Below are 25,405 nucleotides of genomic sequence, written 5' to 3'. Positions count from 1 at the left end.
CGCTCCAGCCTGAATCTATCAAAGTGTCGGCCAGCCTGCCCACGATCGTAAAATGGCTGCCCACAATGGCGTGAAACGCGTGCCCGACATCGCGCGAAATCAATGCCCACATTCCGCGAAATGCGCAGTATAGATCGTCGTGGGCTCCAGCTTCGCATGGCCAAGCAGCACTTGGCTCACTCTGATATCTGTGCCGCCTTCCAGCAGATGGGTGGCAAAGCTGCGCCGCAGGGTATTCGGTGACACCTTCTTCTTGATCTCGGCAAAGTCGCAAGCCACTCCAAACGCGCGGTTGCGTCGAGATTGGATCGACCCGATTACGCCCCGGGAACAGCCAGCCCGCCGGGCGCGCTTCACGGTAATAGTCACGCAGCAGGTCGAGTAAGCTTGGCGACAGCATCACATTCCGATCCTTGCGGCCCTTGCCTTGGTCCATGCGGATCAGCATCCGGTCGCTGTCGATGTCGCCGACCTTCTGATGCGTGACCGCGCTGGCGCGCAGCCCGCCGCCATAGGACACGCTGAACGCGGCGCGGTATCGCAGGCTGGGCCCAGGTGCCGCTTCGAGAATGCGCGTGACTTCCTCAGCGCTCAGCACCACGGGGATCTTCTTGGCTGCCCGCTGATAGCGCATGTGCCGTTTCATCTCCGGACGCGGGAACGTCGTCGCGAAGAAGAAGCTCAGCTTGGCAGCGTCACGACTACCGGCCCTCGATCTGTCGCAACAATCGTGTGCTCATACTGGACGACAGGCGCGGCAGGGTCGCTGTAAAGTGTCCAGCCGTCCTCGCAATCCGTTGCCCATAGGCCGCCTGTGGACAGGAACGGTTCGACAGTCAGCACCAACCCTTTATTTATGCGCCGCTTGTCGCCCCGAGTGGGCCAGGTCGCGATTTCAGTGGGGTAATCGTGGAGCGATTTCCCGACACCGTGACTGGCCAGATTCTGGATAAGGGTATAACCGCGGTCCGACGCGAACTTGCCCACGGCTTTACCAATGCCTGCAAGAGGCTTGTTGCTGCCAACTTGCCGGATGCCAATCTCCATCGCGCGTTTACCATCTTTGCATAAGCGTTCCAGCGAGGACTTGACCGGTCCGACACAAAAGGTCGCGCCATTGTCGGCGAAGAAGCCATTCTTTGACGCGGATACATCAATGTTTACCAAGTCCCCGACCAGAATGACGCGCTCACCGGGGATGCCGTGGGCGATCTCCTCATTCACGCTGATGCAGGTCGCGCCGGGAAAGTCGTAAACTGACTCAGGAGCCGATACGGCACCGTCAAACTCCAATAGCGCGCGGCCGATTTCGTCAAGCTCGCGCGTGGTCATGCCCGGCTCAATCGCTTTGGCCATCGTGTGCATCGTGTTCGCGACAATCCGGCCAATCTCTTTTAGGCTATTCAGTTGATCTTCGTGCGTGATCGTCACCGGGTGTCCTCTGGCTGGGCGATGTATCCAGCATCGTACAGGCTCGTGTCATATTTGTCCCGCGCTGCTGCCACGGCTCTTTCACAAATGTTACGTTGTGAACGAATGGCCTTTTGCAGTGAAGCTGCAACGCGGGATCAGAGTGTGTCGTCTAAGTCCGGTTCGGGCCGTCCGTATCGAACAGCCAAAACGATTAAAGTTCAAGGGCTTATGAAATCTCCAGCGCATCTTCAAGTTCGACCCCCAATTAACGATCAGTGCTGTCTATCTTCGTATGTCCCAACAGCAGCTGAACGGCACGCAGGCTGCCCGTCAGTAGGTCAATCGCGCGCATGTCAGTGCTTTCTATTAATTGGTTACGCCCTGGGCGTAGCGGTTCAGACGGGTGGCAAGTACGCCGATTGTGATGTGCAAAAACACGGTAAGACATGCCAGGACGATCAAGCTGGCGAACATCAGGTCGATTTTTGCACGGCCATTGGCGAGTAGCATCAGGTAGCCGAGGCCCTTAGAGGCTCCAACCCATTCGCCAATCACCGCGCCAATCGGCGCATAAACCGCCGCCAGCCGTAGGCCCGTGCCAAGGCTGGGAAGCGCTTGGGGTATTTGAATGTACCGCATGAAATTCCATCCGCCTGCACCCATCGAAATCGACAAATCTCGATATCCGCTGTCAATCCGCGTGAGCCCATCGTGGAACGCGGACGTGACGGGGAAGTAGATGATCAGAACAGCCATTACGATTTTTGACCCCATTCCGTAACCAAACCAAAGCGTCAACAGGGGGGCCAGTGCAAAAACGGGCACGGCTTGGGTAAATACAAGGATCGGCAGCATCAGCCGCTCGACGGTCTTTGACATCGCCAGTTGGATCGCCGTGGCGACCCCAAGGAGTGTGCCAATCAGCAGCCCAAGCACCACCTCAATCGCTGTGACCCACGTATTCTCGGCTATGATCACACGACTTTTGTAGGCGGCCTGCGCAACCCGCCAAGGCGACGGCAGAATAAAGTGCGGGGCATCGGTGATAATCACCAGCGCTTGCCACAGACCCAGTCCAATGAGCAGGGTCATCAAGATATCTCGAAACCTCATGCGGCGATCCCCCGCAAATACGCGAGCAATTTGGCCTGACAGGCAAGCGTTTCCGGTGCGTTTATTTCACGCAAAGCGACAGTCTCGGGAACCGGCCAGTTTTGGGTTGCTTGCGCTGACATGACGATAATCTGATGCGCAAGGCGGGCGGCCTCGGCAGGATCATGGGTGACCAATAAGACGGTGCGATCTTGTAAAACGTCGGAGGCCAGCTCCTGCATGTCGGCGCGCGTGCCTGCGTCGAGGGCTGAAAACGGTTCATCCAGAAACAAGATCGGGCGATCCTCAAACAGGGTGCGCGCGAGGGCGGCGCGTTGCCGCATTCCTCCAGACAGGGTAGCGGGTTTCTGATCCGTGTGATCCGACAGCCCGACGCGGTTCAGAAGGTCGCGGGCGCGCCCAAAATGAGGGCTCTCGCCCCGCAAACGCGCGCCAATGCAGACGTTGTCCAGCACCGACAGCCACGGCAGCAACAAATCCGATTGCGCCATATAGCTGATGCGACCGGCCAAAGGCATACCATCCGTGGCCGCAAAACTGCCGCTGAACAAGCCGCCCGTTTCGAGCCCGAGGATCAGCCGCAGGATCGTTGATTTGCCAACGCCAGATCGCCCCAACAGACAGGTCCATTGTCCGCCAGGGATAAGCAGGTCCGCATCGAATAGCACACGACCCCCGATGCGATGTTGACCTTTTAATGTGATCCCCGGCGATGTGGTCATGCGCCGTTCAGTCCCATTTTCCAGAACCCGGCTTCCAATTTGGTCGCCATGTTAAAACGGTTTTGGAGGGTGGCGGAACGCGGCGCTTGGGATAGATCCCCGATCCGGCGCGCCACGGCATTGTCGATCATCGCGCCAGCATTGGCGCATACCGCCTGATAGTCGGGGTCTGCATAGGTCGCAATCCATTCGGCATAGGGCGTGTCGCGGGCCTTACTGCGCGCCAACCGCAAGCCGATTTCACCGTACCCCATGACGCAAGGAATCAATGCCGCCATCAAATCCAGAAAATCACCCTGTAGGCCCGCGTCCAGCACATAGCGGGTATAGGCAAGGTTTTCGACGGACTCTTGTGCTGCAAATAAAGCGGCCTCATCAATGCCTTCGGCAGCACAGGTTTTCACATGCAGCGGCATCTCATGATTGACCAATGCATCCACTGTCGCCGCGCAAATTTTCATTTCCTCAAGCGTTTCGGATTTGACCACGGCCAGTGACCAAGCGCGGGAAAAATGGACCAGGAAAACGTAGTCCTGAATCAAATAATGCAGGAACGCGGCCCGCGGCAAGGAACCGTCCCCCAGCCCTTCGACGAAGGCGTGATGCGTGAAATCACGCCACGCGCCCCCTGCCCCCGCACGCCAAAGCGCGAAGGTCTTACCATAATCAGGCGCCATCAATTCGCCGTCACATCAATTGCAATTTGGGACACAGGGTTTTGCGAAGGAATGAGGCCGGCCTCATGCAGGAACGCCTCAAACGCGGCATAGCGGCCTTCGTCCATGGCTGTCGGGCGCAGTGCAAAACGCGGCAGCGTATCTACCCAGGCTTTGGCGTTCAGTTCGTCTTGCAATTCGGCCGAGGTGCCCGAAAAGATTTCCCAGCTGTCTTCGGGGTGGTTCACAATGTACTGCGTCGCTTTTTCAGTTGCGGCCAGAAAGCGGGCAATCTTGTCTTTGTCCATCGTATCCGCGTTGGCGACATAGATCAGCTCGTCATACGAAGGCAGCCCCTCTTCCTCGACGAAAAAGCACTTTCCTTTGATGCCTTCGATGTCCATCTGGTTAAGCTCAAAGTTTCGGAATGCGCCGATGACCGCATCCACCTGACCGGACATCAATGATGGAGACAGCGACCAGTTCACATTGACCAGTTCCACATCCTCCAAGGACAAACCGTGATGGCGCAGAATCGCGCCGACAACCGCCTCTTCAACCCCGCCAACGGAGAACCCCACCTTTTTGCCTGCCAAATCTGCGGGCGATTTGATCGGGCCGTCATTGAGGGCCAAAAGGCAGTTCAAAGGTGTTGCGACCAATGTCCCAACCCTTTGCAACGGCAGGCCTTCATGGATTTGCAGGTGCAGTTGTGGCTGGTATGAAATCGCCAAGTCTGCCTTGCCTGCCGCGACCAGTTTTGGCGGGTCGGAAGGATCGGCAGGCGCGATGATTTCGACCTCAAGATCCTGTTCGGCAAAATAGCCGAGTTCCTGCGCCACGATGATCGGGCCATGGTCCGGGTTGATGAACCAATCGAGCAGAACGGTCATCTCATCAGCGGCCAACAGCGGAGAGGCCGCAAAGGAAATTGCTGCGGTCAAAGAAATCAGTTTCATGTCGGCTGTCTTTCCGTTGGAGGCGTGTCGCCCATTGCAATTAGAGTGATGTCGCCGCCCCAATAGGAGCGAAGATGAGTGGCCGCTTGCCACGCCCGCAAACCGGACCGGCACGCGAATACAGCGCGCTGATTGGCGGCGGGCGTTGGCTGGTGATCGGCAATTTGCGCGACAGTCAGACGTTTGGCATGTGCCGCAACCGGCGTCGGCGCTTCGTCTGTGCCCCGCAGCTCAACAACGAAATCGGTGGGCTTGATGTTGGAGGCGGGGATAAACGTCAGGTCCGGCGCGGGGTCCGGTGCGGTATCAAAACGGAAACCGCTAAACCGGAAATTTCTTAAATCGAAGCGCAGCAACTGGCCCAAAGGCGATGGTGTCTGCCCAATCAAATAGGCCAATGCCATCTGTGCTTGTGCTGCGCCGATCATGCCGACAACTGGCCCCATGACCCCGGCTGTCGCACAGGTCGCCGCACGATCGGGCAGGTCTGGGAACACGGCCCGCAGCGATGGTGCCGTATGACAAAAACCGCCAACGTAACCGCCGAATTCCAAAACGGATGCGCTGATCAGCGGAACGCCCAACGCTTTGCACGTATCGGACAGAATGTAGCTTATGGCGAAGTTGTCGGCGCAATCCAAAACAAGCGTGCTTTGCGCAACAAAAGCCTTCGCATTTGCCGGATCAAGCGGGATTTCAATCGTACTAATCACGCACTCAGCGTTCAGGGCCCGCAATGTTTGTGCCGCAACAACGGCCTTGGCCTTGCCAACATCGGCCTCGCGAAACAGGGTCTGTCGGTGCAGGTTGGACAAAGTAACCCTGTCGCCATCCACCAGCGTCAGCTGTCCAACGCCTGCGGCAACCAGATATTGTAGTACAGGCGCAGCCAAGCCCCCGACGCCAACCACAAGAACATGTGCAGCCCGGATTGCGGCTTGGCCCGCGTCCCCCACCTCGGCGAGGCAAATTTGGCGCGCGTATCTGTTCATCGTGTCGCCGCCAACCATGCCTGCACGCGCGCCTCGGGGCTCTCGTTCAATGTGATGTCCGTGACAGCGGCGATCACATCCGCGCCTGCATCAAAGGCACCCGCCGCACGGTCGATCGACATGCCCCCGATTGCGATTAGCGGTGTTTCACCAATCAGTTCGCGCCACGTTGTTAGCTTTGCAAGGCCTTGTTCGTGCCACTTCATCTTCTTCAGGATCGTCGGGTAAACCGGCCCCAACGCGATGTAATCCGGGGCAAGCGCCATGGCGCGCGCCAACTCGGTCTTGTCATGCGTGCTGATCCCCAGCCGCAAGCCTGCCGCGCGAATGGCAGTTATATCAGCACCGTCAAGATCTTCTTGCCCAAGGTGGATATAGTCGCAGCCCGCATCAATCGCGGCCTGCCAATAATCGTTGACAATCAATGTGCAATCGTGGCGCGCACAAACCGATTTTGCCCGCTGGATATGGGCATTCACAACGTTGGGAGGGACGTCTTTTATCCGCAGTTGCACCAGCTTGATCCCAAGCGGCACAAGGCGTTCGATCCAGTCAGCACTGTCAAAAATCGGGTAGAAACGATCGAATGTCATTCCAAGAACGCCTTTCCAATCACCGGGGTTGAGGGGGCGGCCATGTCACGGGGTTCCATAGGATCGGCGGCTTTGGCCAATTTGCCCGCTTTGATTGCAGCCGCAAAAGCCTCGGCCATGGCGGCGGGGTCGCCTGCCTTGGCCACGGCGGTGTTGAGCAAAACGGCGTCAAATCCCATCTCCATCGCGGCGGCGGCGTGTGACGGCAGGCCAAGACCCGCATCAATGACCAGCGGCACGTCAGGGAAATGCGCGCGCAGAGCCCGTAATCCGAAGATGTTGTTCAACCCGAGTCCTGACCCGATCGGCGCCCCCCAGGGCATCAACACCTCGCAACCGGCATGACGCAATTTGTCGGCAACAACCAAGTCTTCGGTGGTGTAGGGAAACACCTGAAATCCGTCCTCGGACAGAATGCGCGCGGCTTCAACAAGCCCGAAGACATCAGGGTGGAGCGTGTCTTCTTCGCCGATGACCTCCAGCTTGATCCATTTGGTATCAAAGACCTCGCGGGCCATATGCGCGGTCGTCACCGCCTCTTTGACGCTGTGGCATCCCGCTGTATTGGGCAGAATATGAACACCAAGGTTACGGATCAGTTGCCAAAAGTCCTGACCTGCGCGATCCCGCCCGCTTTCGCGGCGCAAAGACACCGTTGCCACGCTGGCACCACTGCGTTTGAACGCATCCGCCAATATCGCGGGCGATGGGTATTGCGCCGTCCCAAGCATGAAGCCGTTGGGTAATGACTTGCCGTAGAATTCGCGCATGGCCTATCCTCCCTGCATTGGGGCAAGGACCTCAACGGCGTCACCGGCGTTGAGGATATGATCGGTGCGCATCTGTGTCGGCACAAAGGTGCCATTTACAGCGGTGGCGACTTTGGCCTCGCCAAACCCTTCGGCCACCAAAAGATCTGCCAATGTGGTGACCTGCGCATCGATTGAAGCGCCATTAAGCTGCAGTTTCATCCATCACCTCGGGAGTTTTATTGTCAAAGATCAATTCAGTCACCATCCGCGCCATCGCGGGGGCCAAAAGAAATCCGTGCCGGAACAAGCCATTGGCGCGGATCAAATTTCCGACGCGCCTGATGCGCGGCAGATTGTCGGGAAAGGCGGGGCGGCTATCGACGCCGATTTCCAGAACTTCGGCCTCACCAAACGCGGGGTTCAGCGCATAGGCGGCACTGAGCAATTCCAGCAATGCACGGGCGGTGACGTGTTTGCCTGCATGGCCTTCAATCATCGTCGCCCCCAGCATGAAAATCCCGTCGCCACGCGGCACGAGGTAGATCGGCACGCGGGGGTGCAGCATCCTTATGGGCCGGGACAAGGTGACATCAGGACAGGACAAAACCAACATTTCACCTTTGACGCCGCGCAGATCTGGCAGATTGGCTCGGGCCTGAAATCCCCGGCAATCGATGGTCAAACCGCGCTGCGCGTATTCATCGGGATCGGCGTCGTCTTGCACAAATTGTGCACCGTCCACCAAGATGCTTGCGCGCAATCGGGCAAGGGCGAGGCGGGGGGTAAGGTGGCATTCAGTTTCAAAGAACAATCCCTTGGCGAAGCGGTCGCCCAAATCAGGTTCAAGGTTTGCAATTTCAGCCCCAGTTACCTCTCTGTATCCGGTTGTGCGCCGGGCGAACCGCACCAGATCAGACTTGTCGCGTGCAGGAGACACGACAAGCGAGCCGCAACGATACACGGCATTGGTTTTGGCGTTCCACCAATCGGCTGCTTCGCATCCCAACCGGACGACAGGTTCCTCAGCGCTTTCGCCCTCGCAAAACGGGGCAAGCATGCCACCCGCCCACCATGAACAGGCATGCGGGCCAGCGTCCGCGTGCCGGTCGACCAACACAACATCAGCACCCCGGTCCAACAGTGCCCGCGCGACGCACAGGCCGGCAACGCCAGCCCCTATGATCGTGACCTCGGTCATCCCAATTGGCCGTAAAAGTGGTGTACTGGGCCGTGACCTTTTCCGATTTGCAACGTGTCCGCAGCTTTGATCGCCGCTTGAAGATATCCGTGCGCGGCAATCACGGCTTCTTTAAGATCCAACCCTTTTGCAAGTTGTGCGGCGATGGCCGCCGAATAGGTGCATCCCGTGCCATGGGTGTTACGTGTGCCGATCCGCGGCGCTGTGCATGTGGCGATGGTGCCGCTTCCATCAACGAGAACATCGGTGCACGTGCCCCCAACAGCATGGCCACCCTTCATCAGGACAGCCTTTGGTCCCATCGCGATCAGCTGTCGCCCTTGGGCTGCCATCTCTTCGAGGGTCGTCGCCTCGGACGTGTTCAGGAGCCGTGCGGCTTCGGGCAGGTTCGGGGTCAGAAGGCTTGCATGCGGCAGGATATGCGCAATCAGTGCGGCCACTGCATCGTTTTGCAAAAGAGCATCGCCCGATTTCGCAATCATCACCGGATCAACCACAATCGGGCCTTTGAACGCGGTCAAACGCTTTGCAGTGGCTTCAATGATCGGCACCGAGAACAACATCCCCAGCTTGATCACATCGACATCAAGATCCGATAAAACCGCATCAATTTGCGCGCCAACGATGTCGGCGGGAATCTCGTGCACGGCGGTGACGGTGAATGTGTTTTGCGCCGTCACTGCGGTGATGACGCTTGCACCATAAACGCCGTTTGCAGACATCGCCTTTATATCGGCCTGCACACCAGCACCGCCGCCACTATCGGAGCCGGCAATGGTCAGGACAATCGGGGGGTGTTTCGTCACGGCCACGTCTCCAGAGTATGGGCGTGCCGACGTGAGAATGAGCCTCGTGCAATCTTGGTCGCACAATCTACCCGTTCCCTACGCCGGCATAACCCGGATCAGGTTCGACGGGTCGGTGCATGCACCTCTCAGCCCAAATGGGCCCCCCGACGGATGATTTCGTTACCGTTTCGCCGCAACTGGCGAGCAAAACAGCGTAATTCGTCTACGTTGATATGGTAGGAAACCGACTACCACAACATCCGAAATGATTTATATTGCCGCAGTGACTTCATCGGCGCGACCACTGTGCCAAACACGATCAGCTACGCTGTCGTCTAGGTGTTTGATCCCATGTTTTGATGGTGCGATCCTTTCTCAGGCTTGGAAGGAAGCATTATGGGACAAGTTCGTCACGGCAGCGCCACGACGATGCACGCCGTCAGAGCGGCAATACAGCGATCCACTGCCCGGCAGGGCATTGCGCAGCAATGTCCCGAGAGGGGCAAGCTTCGCTCGCGCAGCTGAGCAAGGAGTTGGGGAGTGAGGAGGGTCAGAAAACGATCCGGTGAATCGTTTTCCCGACGAACCCAAAAACCGTCGCGAAGTGGCGAAAGCGTGCACCTCGCCGACTTCATGGCGGCCTACAACTTTGCACGCCGCCTCAAGACGCTCAGCGGCCTCACGCCCTACGAATACATCTGCAAAATCTGGACTTCAGAGCCAGATCGATTCATCCTAAATCCGATCTACCAGATGCCGGGACTGAACACGCCCAGTCCTTTGCATTTCGTGGTGCGAAATTCTTCGACGTGCTGAGGTTTCTCCGGCCATATTGGCTTTCCGGATACCGGTGCCCTACGAAGATTTCTTCGTGGGAATCTCATTCCAGACTCGGCCGACCCAGCCAGGATGGCCTTCAAGCTGATCGAAGGTGGCATCCGTGGAAATAAGGGAGCAGGACAGCTCGATGGCCGTCGCAGCGATCATCCGATCAAAAGGATCTTTGTGAGACCAATCCATCCCACCGGAAAGAACAGCCATTTCTACTGTATAGGGCGCCCCAACTCCACCCTGAGCCCGCAGGAGGTGCGGCAGTCTCTCTACGACAGATCCGACCTCCGGCCACTTTCCCGTCCGGTGTTTAGAGGTAATTTCGTGAAATGAGCAGGGAGCGACGTAGACCGTTCGCGCCTGCTCGATTACCTCTCGCGCAGTGGGCGAGAGGTCCGATGCCTGGAACAGGCTCCATACCCAAGTGTGAGTATCAAGAAGGACCGTCGTCAGCTCCAAAGCGCAATCTCATTCTCAGCCATGGGCTCAAGAAAATCTGGTACTCGCGACACCACGCCATCGGCGATTCCGATACGAAACGCAGGCCCCTTTTGATGAACCGACACGAGGCGCACGATTGGCTTACCACCGCGTGCGATCACGACTTCTTCACCGCGCTCAGCCGCCGCAATAAGCTCTGAGAGCTTTGCTTTCGCTTCTGCAATATTCATCTGCATTCCGCACCTCCAAGACCAACTTGGTCCAAGTCTTAGACTAAGCTAAGCTCTCTCTTCAGAGATGACAAGCAGTGCCCATCCGCCACGAAGTGCAAAGGGGTATCGTCAAGTTGCGGGGGGACGCACGTGGCGGTCGATTTTCTTATGACCAAACCCAGGCAACCTGGTGCCTTCTTAGGCCACGGTTTCCCACCTGAGATTATCGCATACGCTGACTGGGCCTATCACCGGTTCCCCATGAGCTTGCGGGATGTCGAGGACCTGTTGGCCACGCGCGGAATTGTGGTCAGTTACGAGTCAATCCGCTCTTTGGTTGCGAAATTCGGGCTGAAATATGCCCAAGTAATCCGCCGGGATCGTCCGGCAGCGGCGGACAAATGGCACTTGGACGAAGTCGTTATTCCGATAAACGGCAAGAAATATTGGCTCTGGCGCGCCGTCAATAGCCGTGGTGATGTGCTCGACATCCTCGTGCAGCCTCGGCGCAACAAACGGGCCGCACGTCGCTTTTTCCGCAGGTTATTCAAGGCATTCTGTGCGCCGCGGGTGATCGTCACTGATAAACTCCGAAGCTACGGGGCTGCCTTGAAAGAGCTTCCTGCGGGAACAGAGCATCGTAGCCACACAGGTCTCAACAATCGATGCGAAGGGACACACAGGCCGACACGGCGGCGAGAAAAGATCATGGGTCGTTTCAAGTCACCCCGCCAAGCACAGCGGTTCTTGTCCGTCCATGATCAGGTCCAAAACATATTCCGGTCGCGCCGACACACCCTTTCAGCCGCTACTTACAGACAATCCAGAGCCGACGCCCATTGGATCTGCGACGACATCACTCGTGAGCTAAACGTTGTTTGAGATCCGACGTCCCGACTTTCGCTGCCAAGATCGCCGATAACTTGACGATCCCCGACCCGGCCCTCGTGTCTGGTCAGACCGTTCTCCCAAATCACCAATTCCCCGAAGGTTCGGTGGATGGCGATTCCAATTACGCGTCGCATATGCGCCTCCCTTGCCCGTGACAAAAACAGGAGCGACGGGCGACACGACAACTACGGATTCGCGCTCTCGGCGGCTGCCACCGAAGGCGCCACCGGTTCAAGCCCGGTGGCGGCGGGCGAGTCGCAGAGGCGGCCAGCTACTAACACGAGCTCGCAGCTCATCGTATAGATCGGCATGGTCGCACCATATACCCTGATCCGAGAATCGGGGCCGAACCTTGGCACCAGAATCTTCATACCGGTTACAAACCCAATCGAAAGTACCTTCGCGACTGTCCGCCGTCGCACCGGCAAAACCAAGGGATGTCTAAGCCGGAAAACCGGCCTCGCCATGGCATTCAAACTGATGATGTCTGCTCAGGCCAAATGGCGAAAACTCGATGGCGCTGCACGCATGCCGGAGATCATCAAAGGGATTGAAATTTAGGACGGCATCAAGCAACTTCAAAACGCCGCCCGATCACGCCGTCACCAACTTTTGGGCATATCTCCTCGTTTGTTGGCGTACCGCTGAAGGCACCGGTGCTGGGCAAGTCAGTGCTGATGTTCCGGGGGGCCGAACAAGATCAACTCGACGCGATCGGCGCCGTCGACATAGGCGTCGTGGCCCGGCGGAATTTCGAAGAAATCCCCCTTGGTGAGGGTCGTTTCGGCACCGGTGTCGACCATACGGACCACAAGCTTACCTGCGATGCAGTAACCTGTATGGCGCATAGGGCATGAATCTGGCGAACCGAGCAGCGGCTTCTCGTCCTCCTCCCATGTCCAGCCCGGCTCAAATGTCGCGCGCATGCCAGTGGTTCCGTCGGCCATTTTGATGATGTTGATCCCCCCACGCTCTTTCATGTCGAGCGAGTCGTCGGGGGTCTCAAAACGTCTGATTTCAATAGAATTGCTCATGCTGGTGTCCTTTCTCATGTGATCATTTCTGCAGAAAGCCTCAGTCTCGAACCAAGGGGCGGGCGATTTTGAACCACCTGATTCTTGATAGAGGGCGGGCATGGGTGTGCCCGTGGCACCAATCGTTGGAATTGGCGTGGAAATCTCGTTCGGCGTTGTCAGGCCAACGCCACTTGCGCCGCTGCGGCGCGCAGAAGCGTTGCCTTGCTCGGCGAGAAATGGAATGCACTCAGGAAGTCGTCGATACCGTATCGAGGCTGCGTAGCATGAATCGAAGCTGCCAGAACCAGGCCCTCGGGCGCCCGATCCGCCAGCGCGAGGCACAGGGCGGCGATGCCCAAGATATTGATATGCGCGTTCGGACGGGCCGCCGCCTGCGTTGCCCAGTCAGCTGCCTCCTCAAACTGGCCAAGCCGCAGATGCGCAATCGCCCGGCTTCCGAGCATGCCAAACATCAAAGGGTCATAGGGGCTGAGCATGCGCGACCTGTCCGAGGCTTTGATCGCCTCTGTCGGATCGCCGGTCTGGGACTCTACAAACGCCAGCGAATAGTGACCGAGCGCAAAATTCGGGCTGAGATTTACCGATTCCCGCAGTTCTGCCACAGCTTGGCCGTGCTGTTTGCGCAGCCAAAGGGCACGCCCCATCGCCCAATGCGCCGCCGGGTCCTGCTCGTCGGCAAGCAGGCTCTGCGCGGCGGCAACGTAAGCCAGTTCGGCCTCGCGGCCCGGATCAGACCAGTTCTGGAAGGCATTCTGCCAGTGGGTGAACGACAGACCGGCATGGGCGCGCGAGAAGGTCGGGTCGAGCGTCACGGCCAGATCAAAGAAGTGCTGCGCCCGAGCGTTGTTCTCTTTGGTGAAGCGATACATATGCCAGAGGCCACGGTGATGCGCGCCCCAAGCGTCAAGTGAAGACGGCGCGCGCAAGATCGCGCGGTTCCGTTCGGCTTGCTCAATCTCACCCGTCAGCGCTGCAACGATCCGGTTGCCCAGTGCGTCCAGCGCCTCCAGCATGTCATCGGCGGGCACGTCGCAGGTCTCTGCCCAGACGATCCTCTCCGATCGGGTTTCGGTCAACTCGATGTCCAGCCGAAGAATGGGGCCAACCCGATGCAAGCTGCCCGAAGCCACATAATCGACCTTGAGGCGCCGCCCGGCCTCCGTGTCGGGAATGCCGAGGGCGGCGAGGGCATAGACCGATCCACGCGCGATGATCGAAAGGCTCCTAAGTTTGGCCAGTCGCGTGATGACATCATGTGTCAGCCCATCAGCGATACCTTTGCCGATCTTACTGTCCCGAACAGTGAATGGCATCATGGCGAGGGCCGCGCGGGTCATGGCGGGTGGGCTTGTCTCATTGGTTGTGCGGTCCATTCCGAGTGCAGGCGACGGGTCGGTTGCCGACGAGGTGCGGACGCGCTCCGCCTTGATCGTGGACCAAATCTGGCGCAACTCGACGGCGGGAATCCCTTCATCCATGAACAGCCGCTCAGTGGTTGCAAGGTGTAACCCTGCTTCGGCGATGCGACCGTGACCGGCCAGATGCCCGAGAAGGTGGCGATGCGCCTCAAGGTCGAAGGGCGCGAGGTCCAACCAAAGTTCGAGATGCGGCGCGACCTCGTCGGACCTCTTCGGCAACCTCGCGACCAGTGCCTTGATGATGCTGATTTGGCAGGCGGTGTACTTACGCCGCTGTGCGGTCAACCATTGCTCAGCTAGAGGTCCGGATAGGGTCAACTCACCAAGAAACTGTCCCCGGAACAGTTTAGAAAGCTCATTTAGCCGATCCGCAGCCGGCGGATGGTTCTGCTCAATTTCCATGACCTGAAGAGCGTCGACAACACAGCCGTCAAGATCAAGGCTGATCTCATCCTCGTCTGCAATAAGCCGCTGACGATCCGGTGCATCCACGATCTGCCGGAGCTTGCTGAGATGCCAGCGAAGTTCGGCCCGTGGATCGTTCGGTCTGTCCCATAACAGGTCGCATAGTCGCCGGCGGCTGAGCGGACGGGCTTCGGTCACCAATATTGCCAGTAATGCCCGCAGCTTGCGTGAGCGGGCGAGCGCGAGGGATATCCCATCCCGGCGAACCTCTACCGGTCCAAGCAGAAGGATTTCCAACGCTGGTGTCGAGCCCGGCTTCATCAGCGTAACAGTTTCCACGGGAGCTTCCACGCTGCCTTCCACGCCAGAATGTCACCAGAGTGATACCATGGTTTCGTGAATACTGGCAAAAAATCAGGAGAAAGTCATGTCCATGGACAACCAGATCAGGACCACGCGTGGGCGCGGGCGTCTCTACGATTCCATCCTCGACACCATCGGTGATACGCCGACGGTACGGATCAATAATCTCGGCCCCAAGCACGCGACGATTTACGTGAAGGCTGAATTCTTCAATCCCGGCGCGTCGGTGAAAGACCGACTTGCCATCGCGATCATCGAAGCGGCAGAGCGGTCCGGCGCCTTGCAGCCCGGCCAAACGGTGGTCGAGGCGACCAGCGGCAATACCGGGATTGGTCTGGCGATGGTCTGTGCGCAAAAGGGTTATCCGCTGGTGGTGACGATGGCCGACAGCTTTTCTGTCGAACGACGCAAGCTGATGCGGATGCTCGGTGCCAAGGTGGTGTTGACCCCGCGCGCCGAAAAGGGTTTCGGCATGTATCGCAAGGCGATTGAGTTGGCCGAAGCCAATGGCTGGTTTCTTGCGCGCCAATTCGAGACACCGGCCAACGCAGCGATCCACGAGGCAACTACGGCGCGTGAGATCATTGCTGATTTTGCTGACTCCCGTCTCGACTGGTTCGTGACCGGTTACGGCACCGGCGGCACGCTGGCCGGCGTTTCGGCGGTTCTGCGTCGGGAGCGGCCAGAGACGAAGATCGCCTTGTCCGAGCCGGGCAATGCAAGGCTCATCGGCAGCGGAAAGCCGCAGAGACGCGATGGCGATGGCGGCCCCTCGGCCACGCATCCCGCCTTTCCCGCCTTTGAGCCGCACCCGATTCAAGGCTGGACGCCGGACTTCATTCCCCATGTTTTGCAAGCAGCGCTTGCGCAGAACGCCTATGACGAGCTTATGCCGGTTTCCGGCACCGAAGCCATGGAGTGGACACGGCAGCTGGCGCGCAAGGAAGGCATCCTTAGTGGGATCTCGGGCGGTGCAACCTTCGCAGTGGCAGTCCAGATCGCGGAGCAAGCGCCGGAGGGATCGGTTATCCTCTGCATGCTGCCCGATACCGGGGAGCGCTACATGACCACACCGCTATTTGAGGCAATCCCTGAGGAGATGGACGAGGCGGAGACGGCTCTGTCGCGCTCCACACCGGGCTATCAATTTGCGGCGCAATGAGATGGGGGACTCTGAACAAACCACAGCGGCCTCCGAGGAAACCCTCGATCCCGCCGACTGGGACGCCGCGCGTGCCCTCGTCACCCGGGTGGCCGGCGAGGCGGTTGACCACCTGCGCGATATCCGGTCCCGACCGGTCTGGCGCGACATGCCGCCAGAAATCCGCACCCGGCTCGCCACCAAGGTGCCGCACCGGCCGACGCCGCTGGAGGATGTGGTGCGCGAGGTGTTTGGCACTGCAATGGCCTATCCGATGGGCAACACCCATCCTCGCTTTTGGGCGTGGTATATGGGGGCGGGAAATCTGACCGGCGCACTTGGTGAGTTTCTGGCCGCCGTGCAGGGATCGAATCTCGGCGGTGGCAACCATGCGGCAGCACGGATGGATGATCAAGTCGTGGGCTGGCTGAAGGAAATGGTGAATTTCCCGAGTGAAGCCAGCGGCACTCTGACCAGTGGCGGATCCATGGCCAATTTGATCGGTCTGACGGTGGCACGCAACGTCATGGCTGGGGTTGATGTCCGCGCCGAAGGCATCGGGGCTTTACCCCAACCGCTCCGCTTTTACGCCTCGGATCAGGTGCATGGCTGTCACTTCAAAGCGGTAGAGGGTTTGGGGTTGGGGCGTAAGGCGCTTCGCTTGATCCCGACAACTGAGGATTTTCGGATAGATTTGACCGCGTTGCGAACAGCCATTGCCGAGGATCGGGCGGCGGGCCTGAAGCCTGCCTGTATCATAGGCACCGCCGGGACGGTCAACGTCGGTGCCATCGACGACCTCAATGCGCTCGCCGATCTGGCCGCAGTGGAGGGAATGTGGTTCCATATCGACGGTTGCATCGGCGCACTGATCGCCATCGCGCCTGTTAACGCGCCGCTGGTAACGGGGCTTGAGCGGGCCGATTCCATCGCCATGGACCCGCATAAGTGGCTCCATGCGCCCTTCGAGGCTGGCTGCGCCCTTATCCGTGACTCCGCCGCACATCGAGACAGCTTCGCGCATTCTGCAGAATATCTACAGGGCGCCTCGCGCGGCCTCGCGGCGGCACCGTGGCTTCACGACCTTGGCCCGCAGACCTCCCGCGGGTTTCGGGCCCTGAAGGTTTGGATGGCGCTGAAGGAACACGGGGTGACAAAATTCGGGCGGCTGATCGATCAAAATATCGCTCAAGCCAAATATCTCGCGGATCTGATCAACCAAACGCCGGAACTGGAGTTGGCCGCGCCCACTTGTATCAACATTGTCTGCTTCCGCCATCTGCCGAAAGTTGGGATGTCTGCCGAAGACCTCAAGCGTTGGAACGTCGAGATCATGCTGCGGCTTCAGGAAGAAGGCATTGCCGTGTTCTCGGACACGACGTTGAATGGCCGCCACTGTCTTCGGGTCGCTATCACCAACCACCGCACCCGCCGTGCTGATCTGGACTTGTTGGTGAAAGAAATCCTGGCAGTCGCCATGCGTGATCGATGGCCAGTTTAACCCGAACCGATGAACGACGAATGAACGGAGTACTGCGGACGGCTCCGCTGCGAAACGACGGGTTTCCTCTCACCTGTCGACTCCGGCCTTGGCCAACCGCCCGATCAAGAATCTTGGGAAGCATGGACGGACAGTCACAAGCATTCATTGGAGTGCAAGGTCGTGATGACCTGCCCCCCGCGCGTGCTGTTTCCCGGCGGTCAGGGTCAGGACAAGGGCGCCCATATCTACGCCGCACGCTGGATGGTAGTGTCGCACAGTTTTTGCCCGCCTAAAAAGTTCTTCTGGTGAACACACTTATCCAGCGAGCGTCGCGAACTGCGCGACGCCAGACTGCTCTGAGTGGTCAAACTGACCTTTCCGGATCATATGCGCGAATTCAATCCCGGCAAGAGTTGCCGAAGCTGAATTCAGCGATTTGAAGGTCTGCATCGGTCGGGTAAGTTTCTTAGTGAAACGGTGGTCCTGTTCAATGATGTTGTTAAGATATTTCGTCCGCCGGACAGTGACCAACCAACACCAGCCGCACATCACGAGCAGTCAGTTCATGTTGAACAGACCAGCCGTGTTCGATCCACTTTTGTCGATGACGACCGTGCCCGGCCAGCCGTTATTGCCGATAGATTTCATGAAGAACGCAGTAGCTGCGGCTTCGTCGCGGCGCTCCGACAGCATGAAATCAAGGGTTTCCCCCTTCTTGTCATTCTCGTGCAAACACGCCGCAATGCGCTTTTTCGAAAGATTGGTCGTCACGTTCAGCGAACCGAGGGTAGTGATCACCGATAAATTGCGCAGTTATACTAAACCAATCAAGACACTGGCCCCGCGCGCCGACCACCGCGCCCACAAAGGTCTAAACAACGTGATCGAAGTCACGCATCGACCAACCCACAAACAAGAGAAGATATTTGGCCGCTTCAAATCCCACCGCCAAGCTCAGAGGTTTCTGTCTGCACATGACCAGATCACCCTAATCTTTCGCCCTCGACGCTACCAACTCAATGCCCTTCCAGCCCAAACGCCGGCTGTTACCAAGGCATTTCGCCTGTATAATGCGTTCGTGTAGTGACGTTGTGGGCCATTGTTGCGAGGGTTGTCAGATCAAAAACGGGAATCCGCAGCTGGGCCTGAATTTGAGCAGCATAGGGTGGTAGGTCGGTACATTCCAAAACCAAAGCCCCCATATCGGGATTGCGCTTGAAGGCGGGTGACGGCTTGCATCACTTCGGCCTCGATCAGGTCTGTGTCCATCCTGTTGCGCTTGTTTTGCAAGATTACTTCGGAGAACTCTTGCGCTGTCTCCATGCCTTCCACCACGACGGGAATATCCGCAGCGCCGACGCCTGCAAAATGCCGCTCAGTCAGGGCGCGGGTATCAGCGGTAAGTACGCCCACGGGCGCTCGGGCACCCGTCATGTGATAAGCCAGCGGCACCTGGATCAGGCTGGAAGCGAAAACCGGAATGTTTACGGCTGCAGCAAGTTCCTTTTGAAAGAGGGCGAGGAATCCGCAACTGCCGGTGATTGCTCGCACCCCTTCGCGCTCCAATCGTTTGGCGCCTTCAATGAAAGGTTGCAGCAATTTAGAGGTAGGATTATTAAGCAGGATAGGCACCGTCACCCCGTCGATCATCTCATACAATAGGGAGAAGGGCAGGCTGGAAGGGTTTTTAATATGGCCCGGCGGTTTAGGGAAATAACTTTCAAGGCAGAGCACCCCAATCGAGGCGCCGCAGATATTTTGACCTCCGGCAAATATAGGCATCAGGCTTCCTTTAATTTTGAGCTGGATTTATCGAAAGCGGCAGGCGCTAAACGGTGCCAGATCGGCGTTGGCGGCGCGGCCGGACAGGATATCGGCCAAGACCTCCCCTGTTTTCGGGGCCATCATTAGGCCGTAATGGCTGTGCCCGAAGGCGGTGAATAGGCCCGCCTGCCCGGCCAATTCACCAAGAACCGGCAAACTATCGGGGAAGGATGGTCTGCGCCCCATCCAGAATGATGCGCGCGCCGTGTTTAAATCAGGCAGCATTCCCTTGGCTTGTCGAGTTAGAAGGGCCTGCTTTTTGGGATCAGGAGAGGCTTCAATCGAGGCAAATTCTGCCGTGCCCGCAAGGCGAAGGCCGCCCAGCATGGAACTGGCGACGGCCTTGGCATCAACATCCAATACTGAATTAGTCAGGGTTACCCCCGGTGCAAGAAACTCAACGTGATAGCCACGCTCAGCCAGTAAAGGCAGGTTAACACCCAATGGCCGCAACAAGTCGGCAGACCAAACGCCGGCGGCCAGAACCACGCGCGGCGCGCTAAAGCTCTGGTCTTTGGCGCTGATCGTCCATTGGTCGTCGTGGCGCGATAGACCAGTAACCTCGGCCAATACCACATCCACACCCATGGCGCGGGCTTTATTGGCCAGTACACGGCCGATTTCGCCGGGAGCATGGGCGCGGGCCTGACCTTTGATCAGAACGGCTGCTTTGAAGTCATGCGAAAGTCCAGGTTCCAGCGCCTGCAGCTCAGCAGGTCCAATCAGTTCTAGGTCGCAGCCCTTTTCCATCCGGATGCGATACTCAAGGCTTTGTAGGCTGGCCTTGTCCGCGTCGCGAAATGCGTGGATGTAATAGCTATCGCTTAGCAGGTTTTCATGGTTAGTTCCGCGCAAGTGGCGGCGATAGAGATCAACAGAAGGGCTGCACAAATATTCCATACTGTCCGAAGTTTTGCGCGCTTTGGCCTCAGTTGCATGGCGCAAGAACCGCAGACCCCACGGGATCATCTGGGGCCAAAAGCTGGGTCTTACCGACAGGGGGCTTTCTTTGTCCCGCAACAAGCCGGGAAGTGTTCTCCATATTCCTGGCATAGCCTGTGGAATAATCGACCAAGGCGAAATAACGCCTGCATTCCCGTAAGAGGTTTCCTGCCCGGGTGACGCTCGATCGATCAGCCGCACAGCAAAACCGCGTTCGCGCAGCGACAGAGCAGTGCAAATGCCCACTATGCCTGCTCCAATAATGGTGACTTGCTCTTCCATCAACTACCCTGCCTTCACCAGTGCGCGACGCGTCATCAATTGGCTGATAACGGCGGGGCTTGCGATAAGTGCGGCAATCAGATCGGCCTGAAGCGATGGGGCGATGAAGACGACCCCAGCTATGGCCAATAAGACACGCATGAGTATGCCCATCGGTGCTTTCCAATACCCCACGACTGCAGTTGAAAGCGCCAAAACCCCCAAGATACAACTGGTGGCAGTATAGATAAACTCCCACATGTCAAACCCGGTTGATGAGACAATCAAAAGCACCGGCGCATAGACAAAGGCCATTGGCGCTACGATCTTGCCCAAGCCCAATGTAAAGGCGGAAACGCCGGTGCGGAATGGGTTAGAATTGGCGATCGCCGCCGCTGCATAGGCGGAGGTACAGACGGGCGGTGTAATCTCAGACACCACACCATAATAGAGCACGAACATATGGCTTGCGATCGGCGGCACACCGAGTTGTGCCAGTGCGGGCTGCGCAATTGAAACAAGCATGATGTAAAGCGCCGTTGTGGGAATGCCTGCCCCCATCAAAATGCAGGAAACTGCGATAAACACCAACGACAGAAATAGTTGCAGATCCGGGATAGAGATCATTTCCCAACCGCCGAAGGTGATCATCTCGTTCAAGCTTATCGCCATAGCGCCGGCGCTTTGCGTCACCATATAACCCATTCGGAACCCGACACCCGTGGTGTTGATAACTCCAACTACGATGCCCACCGCAGCCGCGGCAGCACCAACTGCCAGCGCGTATTTGACGCCCAGTTCTAACGCTTCAGCCATTTCTGGAACGCGGATACGATCTTGCGGGTTTAACGTGGCAATCATTGCCCCAACAATAAGGCCAAAGGCCATAGGGCCGTCGAAGCCACCCCCGATCCATTTCCATACAACAAAGGCTATGAAAGCCACCGGATAAACCAAGGTAGACGGGGTTCGCAGTCGTGCCATGCCCGCAATCACCGTCAGTGAGATGGCACAAAACGCCGACATATAGGGCGTGTAACCGGAAAACAGGACGACTAAGAGACCGATCAGCGGAATGATATTTGCCCAGCCTTCGCGCCATACGGCTGCGAACCTCGGCAAAGATTCCTTTGCCATGCCTTTCAGGCCAAGTTTCAGCGCCATCAGATGCACTACTGTAAACACGCCGACGTAATGCAGCATCGCCGGAAAAATAGCTGCGATGACTATGGTGGTGTAGGGAAGTTGCAGAAACTCTGCCATGATAAAGGCGGCGGCACCCATGATTGGCGGCGTAATCTGCCCTCCCGCCGAGGCAGCCGCCTCGACCCCACCTGCGAAATGGCCGGGATAGCCAAGGCGTTTCATATTTGGGATCGTCAGCGAGCCAGTGGAAACCGTATTGGCCACGGAAGAGCCGGATATGGTACCGAAGAACGCCGATGAGACTACCGAAACCTTGGCTGGCCCTCCGACATATTGCCCCGCAAGTATCGTCGCATTGTCGATGAACAGTTGCCCAAGCCCAGTGCGCTGCGCGATAACGCCGAACAGAACGAAGTGGAATACGATGGTTGAGACGACCCAAAGTGTGACTCCAAAGATCCCTTCTTGCGGGAAGTACATCGATGAGACGAAGTTTTTGAAATTAACGCCGGGATGCTGCAACAGCCCCGAAAAATGTGCCCCCAGCAGAGCGTAGGATATAAATAAACAAATAATTAGCGGCAAGACCCAGCCCAACGTACGTCTAGCTATATCCAGAACCAGTAGGATAATTACCACCCCGAAAAATACGTCGTATCCGTTGGGGTTGCCCATCCGGAAGGTCTGTTCTTCAATTCCCAATACGGGAATCCCGCGCCACGCAAGGCCCACATACAGTGACGAGGCCACGCCGAGCGCCATGAACACCAGATCATAAAGCGGAATATTGCCCAGCCGTACCCGGCTGACTTTCATCGCAAACAGACTTTCGGTTTTAAATATCGGGAACAGAGCATAGATTAGAATAAACAGCCCAGAAAGATGCCAACCCATATGCCAATGATCGGCTGGGAGGCCAAAGCCCGCCGTGATAAAGTGATACATTGCAAAAATCAGCGCTACCGCTCGCAACACCTTGCTTGCATTCGGGCCAACCGGTCGCGTGGCGACACCCTCGTCATACTTGCGCTCGATCTCGGCCAGCTGTTCCGGTGTCAGTTCCGCTATCTCTTCTGCGGTTAGGTCATCACTGCTATGAGTCACTGGCCTACCTTGTCAATAATAAGAAGGGGTGGCGATGCCCGGTGCCGGGCATCGCTTAGCTAGAACAGATCGCAGGACTGTTTATTTTAGCAGCCCCGCTTCGCGGTAGAACCGTTCTGCCCCCGGATGCAGCGGCACTCCGAGGCTATCAACGCCATCCAGTGCCGTATCCGCCGTGATCAACTTGCCCTTGGCGTGGCCGTTATCCAACAACATGCGGGTGTTTTCATTCCAAAGTGCCTTGGTGATCCCGTAAACCAGATCGTCGGACAGGTCAGACGACACAATCAAAAAGGCCGAAACGGCTGGTACCATCGTATCGTTATCAATACCCTCATAAACTCCGCCCGGAATCTTGGACGGAATATAGGCGGGAACTATATCGTTTATCGCCTTCATTTCTTCGTCGCTGAAGGAATATAGCGACATACCCTTAGTCGAGGCGAGCTGCACCATCGCGGCAACTGGCCAGCCTGCCGCATAGAAAAATGCGTCCAATTGCCCATCCGCCAAACGCTCTGCGGATTGGGCGTTGTTAAGCTCGGCCTCCTCCATATTATCGCGATTGACGCCCCAATTCTCTAGCATCTTAAGCACAGCAACCTGCGTGCCAGAACCGGCCTGTGCAATGCCGACACGTTTACCTGCCAATTTATCCAAGCCGTCCAGCGTTGCATCTTTGGGCATGACCAGGTGAAGGTCTTCGGGAAAGAGATTGGCGACCAGTCGCAATTTCTCGTGTTTCTTGCCTTCGAAGGTGCCGACACCCATGTACATTTCGCGCGTCACATCAGCGGCGGAAAGACCGGCCTCCAAGTCGCCATTCTGAATTGCAGCATTGTTGAACACCGAGGCGGTCGTCGATTGCGCTATTGCAATCAGACCCGGCACGCCGCACTGTCCGCCCTCGTCACAAGGACGAGAGCCGGGTGGGGAAGAGATCGCGTTGGCAATCGTTCCGCCAATCGGAAAATACGTGCCGCCCGCACCTCCGGTACCGATGCGAAAGAATGTCGGATCTTGTGCCAGCGCAGAGCCGGCGATCAAGGCCGTCGCTAATGCTGCACCCGCAATCCTTTGGATAAATGCCATCGTAAACTCCCTATTATTATACGCGCAGCTTGAGCCACGTCCTTGTATGTCGTGATGGGGAGCCTAGTGAAGTTCGACATAGAATCAACTTTTAACTGCTGAAGGGGATTGTCACATAGACTGTCGTTCGGTTGCTCGCGTGACATTTGGACATAGCTGGCAATGATGCATACACCTTCTATCAGCTACAAACGTCACCGCTTCCCAGCCCAGATCATCGCTCATGCAGTGTGGCTGTACGTCCGTTTCAACCTGAGTCTGCGCGAGGTTGAGGCGATGCTGCTCGAGCGCGGCATCGACGTGTCCTATGAGACCATCCGGCGCTGGACCGTCAAGTTTGGTCAGCAGATCGCCCGGAACCTGCGACATCGGCAGGCCTGTCCCGGTGACGTCTGACATGTGGACGAAGTCGTCATGAAAATCGCATGCAGGTCATACTGGCTGTGGCGCGCCGTCGATCAGAATGGTGTCGTGCTGGAAGAATTCCTTCAATCCAGACGGCATAAGCGCGCGGCAACGCGGTTGCTGGTCAGGCTGCTCAAGCGGCATGGCTTCGTCGCCAAACGGATTGTCACAGACAAACTGCGTTCTTATGCAGCGGCCAAACGAGAGGTCGCGCCCGACCTCGATCACTGGTCGCATAAGGGCCTCAACAATCGTGCCTAAAACCGCCACCTGCCGTTCCGAAAGCGTCAGAGAATAATGCAGGGGTTCCGGTCACCGGGCGGGTTACAGCGTTTTGTGTCACTCCACTCCGCAACCCGAAATTGCTTTTCTGTCCCATTCCGTCGCCATGCAGCCCTAACAATCCGCTATCACCGACTGGAAGCATTCGACGCTTGGGGCGCGGCGGCTAATATCGCCTGAGCAACCTAGAAATTGCTCGCTTCGGCGCTCGCGAAGTTAAGGTGACAACACTCCCTGCTGAGCTATGTTGAGCCATGGCTTTCGAAGAAATGGCGTCCGGTCTTTCGCAGTGATGGGATTTCAGTCAATCGATCAACAGGTTTGCCAGCGCGACTAGTGCAAGCACCTCCCGCGTATCGTTATCAACCATCACTGCTGTGTCGCCGACGCGCACATAGCTGCGGTTCTCTGCAACGGGGGCCAGATCAAAAAGATCCGGGTTATCGATCACCCTGACAAGATCGCGATAACTTGTGTTGAGCCGGTCGCCGACACGATAGCGCTCGCCGTTTTCCAATGTGACGTATTCAACGGTGCGTGTCGTAATGGTGCCGTCTCGGGTCTCGGTCGTTGTTGTTGTCTCGCGTATGGTTACATCCGGGTTGGGCGTACTCTGCTTTCGCGCCTTTTTGGCTTGGCCGGGCGGCCGGCAACCGTTGTGTTTCTTCGCCAGACCGGGCGGGCAGCCTTGTACCGCTGTGCTTTGGTGCTTGCCGCCATGCTTGGGTTTGTCATTCTTCGCCAATGCAAGGCTTGGCGGTAAACTGGCCAAGGCCAGTGCCGCTGTAAAAATCAGGATTTTCATAATGACTTCCATTTGCCTATTCACTCCAGGACAACACGGTAACAAACCAAGTGTTCCCTCCGTCCCGGCACCATTCGCAGCGGTGAAAAGCTTCGCCTTAAAAGATGCGATTTTTACCAGTAACGCCTGCCTCAGT

General features: G+C 57.5%; 23 protein-coding genes, 7 pseudogenes and 1 riboswitch. Of the genes and pseudogenes, 7 read left to right on the top strand and 23 right to left on the bottom strand.

Annotation, left to right across the window (positions count from 1 at the left end):
• Positions 1-99: 99 nt before the first annotated feature.
• The 13 genes and pseudogenes from FQ320_RS21590 to thiD all read right to left on the bottom strand — a co-directional run.
• Positions 100-685 (bottom strand): annotated as a pseudogene (locus FQ320_RS21590) (tyrosine-type recombinase/integrase); the annotation flags it as partial.
• Positions 682-1,431, bottom strand: a complete 750-nt coding sequence (map, locus tag FQ320_RS21585; protein ID WP_148475374.1) for a type I methionyl aminopeptidase — start codon at positions 1,429-1,431, stop codon at positions 682-684. The gene map and the pseudogene FQ320_RS21590, both read right to left, overlap by 4 nt.
• A 247-nt stretch (positions 1,432-1,678) precedes the next feature.
• Positions 1,679-1,744 (bottom strand): annotated as a pseudogene (locus FQ320_RS26625) (integrase); the annotation flags it as partial.
• A gap of 35 nt (positions 1,745-1,779) precedes the next feature.
• A complete protein-coding gene (locus tag FQ320_RS21575) occupies positions 1,780-2,526 on the bottom strand; it encodes an ABC transporter permease (RefSeq protein WP_148475373.1) in 747 nt (248 codons plus the stop codon).
• Positions 2,523-3,248 (bottom strand): ABC transporter ATP-binding protein, encoded by a 726-nt coding sequence (locus tag FQ320_RS21570; RefSeq protein ID WP_148475372.1) that lies wholly within the window; start codon positions 3,246-3,248, stop codon positions 2,523-2,525. The genes FQ320_RS21575 and FQ320_RS21570 overlap by 4 nt, the downstream gene beginning before the upstream one ends.
• Positions 3,245-3,925 carry a TenA family protein gene (locus FQ320_RS21565; RefSeq protein WP_187394023.1) on the bottom strand — a complete coding sequence of 227 codons (681 nt, stop codon included), beginning with the start codon at positions 3,923-3,925 and terminating at the stop codon, positions 3,245-3,247. Before FQ320_RS21565 ends, FQ320_RS21570 begins: the two co-directional genes overlap by 4 nt.
• Positions 3,925-4,863: an ABC transporter substrate-binding protein gene (locus FQ320_RS21560; protein WP_148475370.1), complete on the bottom strand. Its 939-nt coding sequence runs from the start codon at positions 4,861-4,863 to the stop codon at positions 3,925-3,927. The genes FQ320_RS21565 and FQ320_RS21560 overlap by 1 nt, the downstream gene beginning before the upstream one ends.
• On the bottom strand, positions 4,860-5,873 hold the full coding sequence (locus tag FQ320_RS21555) for a HesA/MoeB/ThiF family protein (protein WP_148475369.1): 1,014 nt from the start codon (positions 5,871-5,873) through the stop codon (positions 4,860-4,862). The genes FQ320_RS21560 and FQ320_RS21555 overlap by 4 nt, the downstream gene beginning before the upstream one ends.
• Positions 5,852-6,448 (bottom strand): thiamine phosphate synthase, encoded by a 597-nt coding sequence (locus tag FQ320_RS21550; RefSeq protein ID WP_148475368.1) that lies wholly within the window; start codon positions 6,446-6,448, stop codon positions 5,852-5,854. The genes FQ320_RS21555 and FQ320_RS21550 overlap by 22 nt, the downstream gene beginning before the upstream one ends.
• Positions 6,445-7,218, bottom strand: coding sequence for a thiazole synthase (locus tag FQ320_RS21545; RefSeq protein WP_148475367.1), 774 nt, complete (start codon positions 7,216-7,218; stop codon positions 6,445-6,447). The genes FQ320_RS21550 and FQ320_RS21545 overlap by 4 nt, the downstream gene beginning before the upstream one ends.
• Before the next feature lie 3 nt (positions 7,219-7,221).
• Entirely contained in the window at positions 7,222-7,419 is a 198-nt protein-coding gene (thiS, locus tag FQ320_RS21540) for a sulfur carrier protein ThiS (protein ID WP_148475366.1), read from the bottom strand.
• Complete coding sequence (locus tag FQ320_RS21535; protein WP_148475365.1) at positions 7,403-8,398, bottom strand: FAD-dependent oxidoreductase; 996 nt, start codon at positions 8,396-8,398, stop codon at positions 7,403-7,405. Before FQ320_RS21535 ends, thiS begins: the two co-directional genes overlap by 17 nt.
• Positions 8,395-9,204: a bifunctional hydroxymethylpyrimidine kinase/phosphomethylpyrimidine kinase gene (gene thiD, locus FQ320_RS21530; protein WP_148475364.1), complete on the bottom strand. Its 810-nt coding sequence runs from the start codon at positions 9,202-9,204 to the stop codon at positions 8,395-8,397. The genes FQ320_RS21535 and thiD overlap by 4 nt, the downstream gene beginning before the upstream one ends.
• Before the next feature lie 58 nt (positions 9,205-9,262).
• A riboswitch (TPP riboswitch) is annotated at positions 9,263-9,363 on the bottom strand.
• Positions 9,364-9,801: 438 nt separating this feature from the next.
• On the opposite strand from thiD, the pseudogene FQ320_RS21525 reads away from it, so the two are divergent.
• Positions 9,802-10,002: pseudogene (locus FQ320_RS21525) on the top strand (hypothetical protein); the annotation flags it as partial.
• A gap of 39 nt (positions 10,003-10,041) precedes the next feature.
• On the opposite strand, the gene FQ320_RS26935 reads toward FQ320_RS21525, so the two are convergent.
• Positions 10,042-10,476, bottom strand: coding sequence for a type II toxin-antitoxin system VapC family toxin (locus tag FQ320_RS26935; protein WP_222861688.1), 435 nt, complete (start codon positions 10,474-10,476; stop codon positions 10,042-10,044).
• The gene (locus FQ320_RS21515) at positions 10,467-10,694 is read right to left on the bottom strand and encodes a type II toxin-antitoxin system Phd/YefM family antitoxin (RefSeq protein WP_148475363.1); all 228 of its coding nucleotides are present in this window, start codon (positions 10,692-10,694) and stop codon (positions 10,467-10,469) included. The genes FQ320_RS26935 and FQ320_RS21515 overlap by 10 nt, the downstream gene beginning before the upstream one ends.
• Before the next feature lie 144 nt (positions 10,695-10,838).
• On the opposite strand from FQ320_RS21515, the gene FQ320_RS21510 reads away from it, so the two are divergent.
• Together FQ320_RS21510 and FQ320_RS21500 are read left to right on the top strand one after the other, a co-directional pair.
• A complete protein-coding gene (locus tag FQ320_RS21510; RefSeq protein ID WP_148475379.1) occupies positions 10,839-11,552 on the top strand; it encodes an IS6 family transposase in 714 nt (237 codons plus the stop codon).
• 378 nt (positions 11,553-11,930) lie between these two features.
• A pseudogene (locus FQ320_RS21500) lies at positions 11,931-12,122 on the top strand (IS256 family transposase); the annotation flags it as partial.
• Between the two features lie 107 nt (positions 12,123-12,229).
• Here the strand turns inward: FQ320_RS21500 and FQ320_RS21495 are convergent.
• Complete coding sequence (locus tag FQ320_RS21495) at positions 12,230-12,595, bottom strand: cupin domain-containing protein (protein ID WP_148475361.1); 366 nt, start codon at positions 12,593-12,595, stop codon at positions 12,230-12,232.
• 158 nt (positions 12,596-12,753) lie between these two features.
• Positions 12,754-14,760 (bottom strand): BTAD domain-containing putative transcriptional regulator, encoded by a 2,007-nt coding sequence (locus FQ320_RS21490; RefSeq protein ID WP_222861687.1) that lies wholly within the window; start codon positions 14,758-14,760, stop codon positions 12,754-12,756.
• A gap of 94 nt (positions 14,761-14,854) precedes the next feature.
• On the opposite strand from FQ320_RS21490, the gene FQ320_RS21485 reads away from it, so the two are divergent.
• A complete protein-coding gene (locus FQ320_RS21485; protein ID WP_148475377.1) occupies positions 14,855-15,946 on the top strand; it encodes a PLP-dependent cysteine synthase family protein in 1,092 nt (363 codons plus the stop codon).
• A 1-nt stretch (position 15,947) separates the two neighbouring features.
• Positions 15,948-17,426, top strand: a complete 1,479-nt coding sequence (locus FQ320_RS21480; protein WP_148475360.1) for a pyridoxal-dependent decarboxylase — start codon at positions 15,948-15,950, stop codon at positions 17,424-17,426.
• A 297-nt stretch (positions 17,427-17,723) separates the two neighbouring features.
• Here the strand turns inward: FQ320_RS21480 and FQ320_RS21475 are convergent.
• Positions 17,724-18,101, bottom strand: a pseudogene (locus FQ320_RS21475) (DDE-type integrase/transposase/recombinase).
• A gap of 21 nt (positions 18,102-18,122) precedes the next feature.
• On the opposite strand from FQ320_RS21475, the pseudogene FQ320_RS21470 reads away from it, so the two are divergent.
• Positions 18,123-18,492 (top strand): annotated as a pseudogene (locus tag FQ320_RS21470) (DDE-type integrase/transposase/recombinase); the annotation flags it as partial.
• A gap of 35 nt (positions 18,493-18,527) precedes the next feature.
• Here FQ320_RS21470 and FQ320_RS21465 read toward each other — a convergent pair.
• From FQ320_RS21465 to FQ320_RS21450, 4 genes are all read right to left on the bottom strand, one after another.
• Positions 18,528-19,190 carry an aspartate/glutamate racemase family protein gene (locus FQ320_RS21465; RefSeq protein ID WP_255509656.1) on the bottom strand — a complete coding sequence of 221 codons (663 nt, stop codon included), beginning with the start codon at positions 19,188-19,190 and terminating at the stop codon, positions 18,528-18,530.
• A 27-nt stretch (positions 19,191-19,217) separates the two neighbouring features.
• Complete coding sequence (locus FQ320_RS21460) at positions 19,218-20,456, bottom strand: FAD-binding oxidoreductase (protein ID WP_148475359.1); 1,239 nt, start codon at positions 20,454-20,456, stop codon at positions 19,218-19,220.
• A gap of 3 nt (positions 20,457-20,459) precedes the next feature.
• Positions 20,460-22,685 (bottom strand): TRAP transporter fused permease subunit, encoded by a 2,226-nt coding sequence (locus tag FQ320_RS21455; protein ID WP_148475358.1) that lies wholly within the window; start codon positions 22,683-22,685, stop codon positions 20,460-20,462.
• An 81-nt stretch (positions 22,686-22,766) separates the two neighbouring features.
• The gene (locus FQ320_RS21450; protein WP_148475357.1) at positions 22,767-23,777 is read right to left on the bottom strand and encodes a TAXI family TRAP transporter solute-binding subunit; all 1,011 of its coding nucleotides are present in this window, start codon (positions 23,775-23,777) and stop codon (positions 22,767-22,769) included.
• A gap of 162 nt (positions 23,778-23,939) precedes the next feature.
• Between FQ320_RS21450 and FQ320_RS21445 the strand changes: the two are divergent.
• Positions 23,940-24,644, top strand: a pseudogene (locus tag FQ320_RS21445) (IS6 family transposase).
• 124 nt (positions 24,645-24,768) lie between these two features.
• Here the strand turns inward: FQ320_RS21445 and FQ320_RS21440 are convergent.
• On the bottom strand, positions 24,769-25,269 hold the full coding sequence (locus FQ320_RS21440) for an RcnB family protein (RefSeq protein WP_148475356.1): 501 nt from the start codon (positions 25,267-25,269) through the stop codon (positions 24,769-24,771).
• Between the last annotated feature and the right edge of the window lie 136 nt (positions 25,270-25,405).

It is taken from the genome of Oceaniovalibus sp. ACAM 378, assembly GCF_008085915.1.
In the GTDB taxonomy this organism is placed as follows: domain Bacteria; phylum Pseudomonadota; class Alphaproteobacteria; order Rhodobacterales; family Rhodobacteraceae; genus Oceaniglobus.
Note: the sequence above shows the minus strand (reverse complement) of the source record. Positions and strands in the feature narration are given on the sequence as shown.

What these genes read in the sequence shown, in the direction of transcription:
- FQ320_RS21450 (WP_148475357.1), bottom strand. Translation starts at nt 23,777, where the DNA reads ATGGCATTTATCCAAAGGATTGCGGGTGCAGCATTAGCGACGGCCTTG.
- FQ320_RS21535 (WP_148475365.1), bottom strand. Translation starts at nt 8,398, where the DNA reads ATGACCGAGGTCACGATCATAGGGGCTGGCGTTGCCGGCCTGTGCGTC.
- FQ320_RS21515 (WP_148475363.1), bottom strand. Translation starts at nt 10,694, where the DNA reads ATGCAGATGAATATTGCAGAAGCGAAAGCAAAGCTCTCAGAGCTTATT.
- FQ320_RS21565 (WP_187394023.1), bottom strand. Translation starts at nt 3,925, where the DNA reads ATGGCGCCTGATTATGGTAAGACCTTCGCGCTTTGGCGTGCGGGGGCA.
- thiS (WP_148475366.1), bottom strand. Translation starts at nt 7,419, where the DNA reads ATGAAACTGCAGCTTAATGGCGCTTCAATCGATGCGCAGGTCACCACA.
- FQ320_RS21485 (WP_148475377.1), top strand. Translation starts at nt 14,855, where the DNA reads ATGGACAACCAGATCAGGACCACGCGTGGGCGCGGGCGTCTCTACGAT.
- FQ320_RS21465 (WP_255509656.1), bottom strand. Translation starts at nt 19,190, where the DNA reads ATGCCTATATTTGCCGGAGGTCAAAATATCTGCGGCGCCTCGATTGGG.
- FQ320_RS21495 (WP_148475361.1), bottom strand. Translation starts at nt 12,595, where the DNA reads ATGAGCAATTCTATTGAAATCAGACGTTTTGAGACCCCCGACGACTCG.
- FQ320_RS21575 (WP_148475373.1), bottom strand. Translation starts at nt 2,526, where the DNA reads ATGAGGTTTCGAGATATCTTGATGACCCTGCTCATTGGACTGGGTCTG.
- FQ320_RS21480 (WP_148475360.1), top strand. Translation starts at nt 15,948, where the DNA reads ATGGGGGACTCTGAACAAACCACAGCGGCCTCCGAGGAAACCCTCGAT.
- FQ320_RS21555 (WP_148475369.1), bottom strand. Translation starts at nt 5,873, where the DNA reads ATGGTTGGCGGCGACACGATGAACAGATACGCGCGCCAAATTTGCCTC.
- FQ320_RS21550 (WP_148475368.1), bottom strand. Translation starts at nt 6,448, where the DNA reads ATGACATTCGATCGTTTCTACCCGATTTTTGACAGTGCTGACTGGATC.
- FQ320_RS21570 (WP_148475372.1), bottom strand. Translation starts at nt 3,248, where the DNA reads ATGACCACATCGCCGGGGATCACATTAAAAGGTCAACATCGCATCGGG.
- FQ320_RS21440 (WP_148475356.1), bottom strand. Translation starts at nt 25,269, where the DNA reads ATGAAAATCCTGATTTTTACAGCGGCACTGGCCTTGGCCAGTTTACCG.
- FQ320_RS21460 (WP_148475359.1), bottom strand. Translation starts at nt 20,456, where the DNA reads ATGGAAGAGCAAGTCACCATTATTGGAGCAGGCATAGTGGGCATTTGC.
- FQ320_RS21545 (WP_148475367.1), bottom strand. Translation starts at nt 7,218, where the DNA reads ATGCGCGAATTCTACGGCAAGTCATTACCCAACGGCTTCATGCTTGGG.
- FQ320_RS21560 (WP_148475370.1), bottom strand. Translation starts at nt 4,863, where the DNA reads ATGAAACTGATTTCTTTGACCGCAGCAATTTCCTTTGCGGCCTCTCCG.
- FQ320_RS21510 (WP_148475379.1), top strand. Translation starts at nt 10,839, where the DNA reads ATGACCAAACCCAGGCAACCTGGTGCCTTCTTAGGCCACGGTTTCCCA.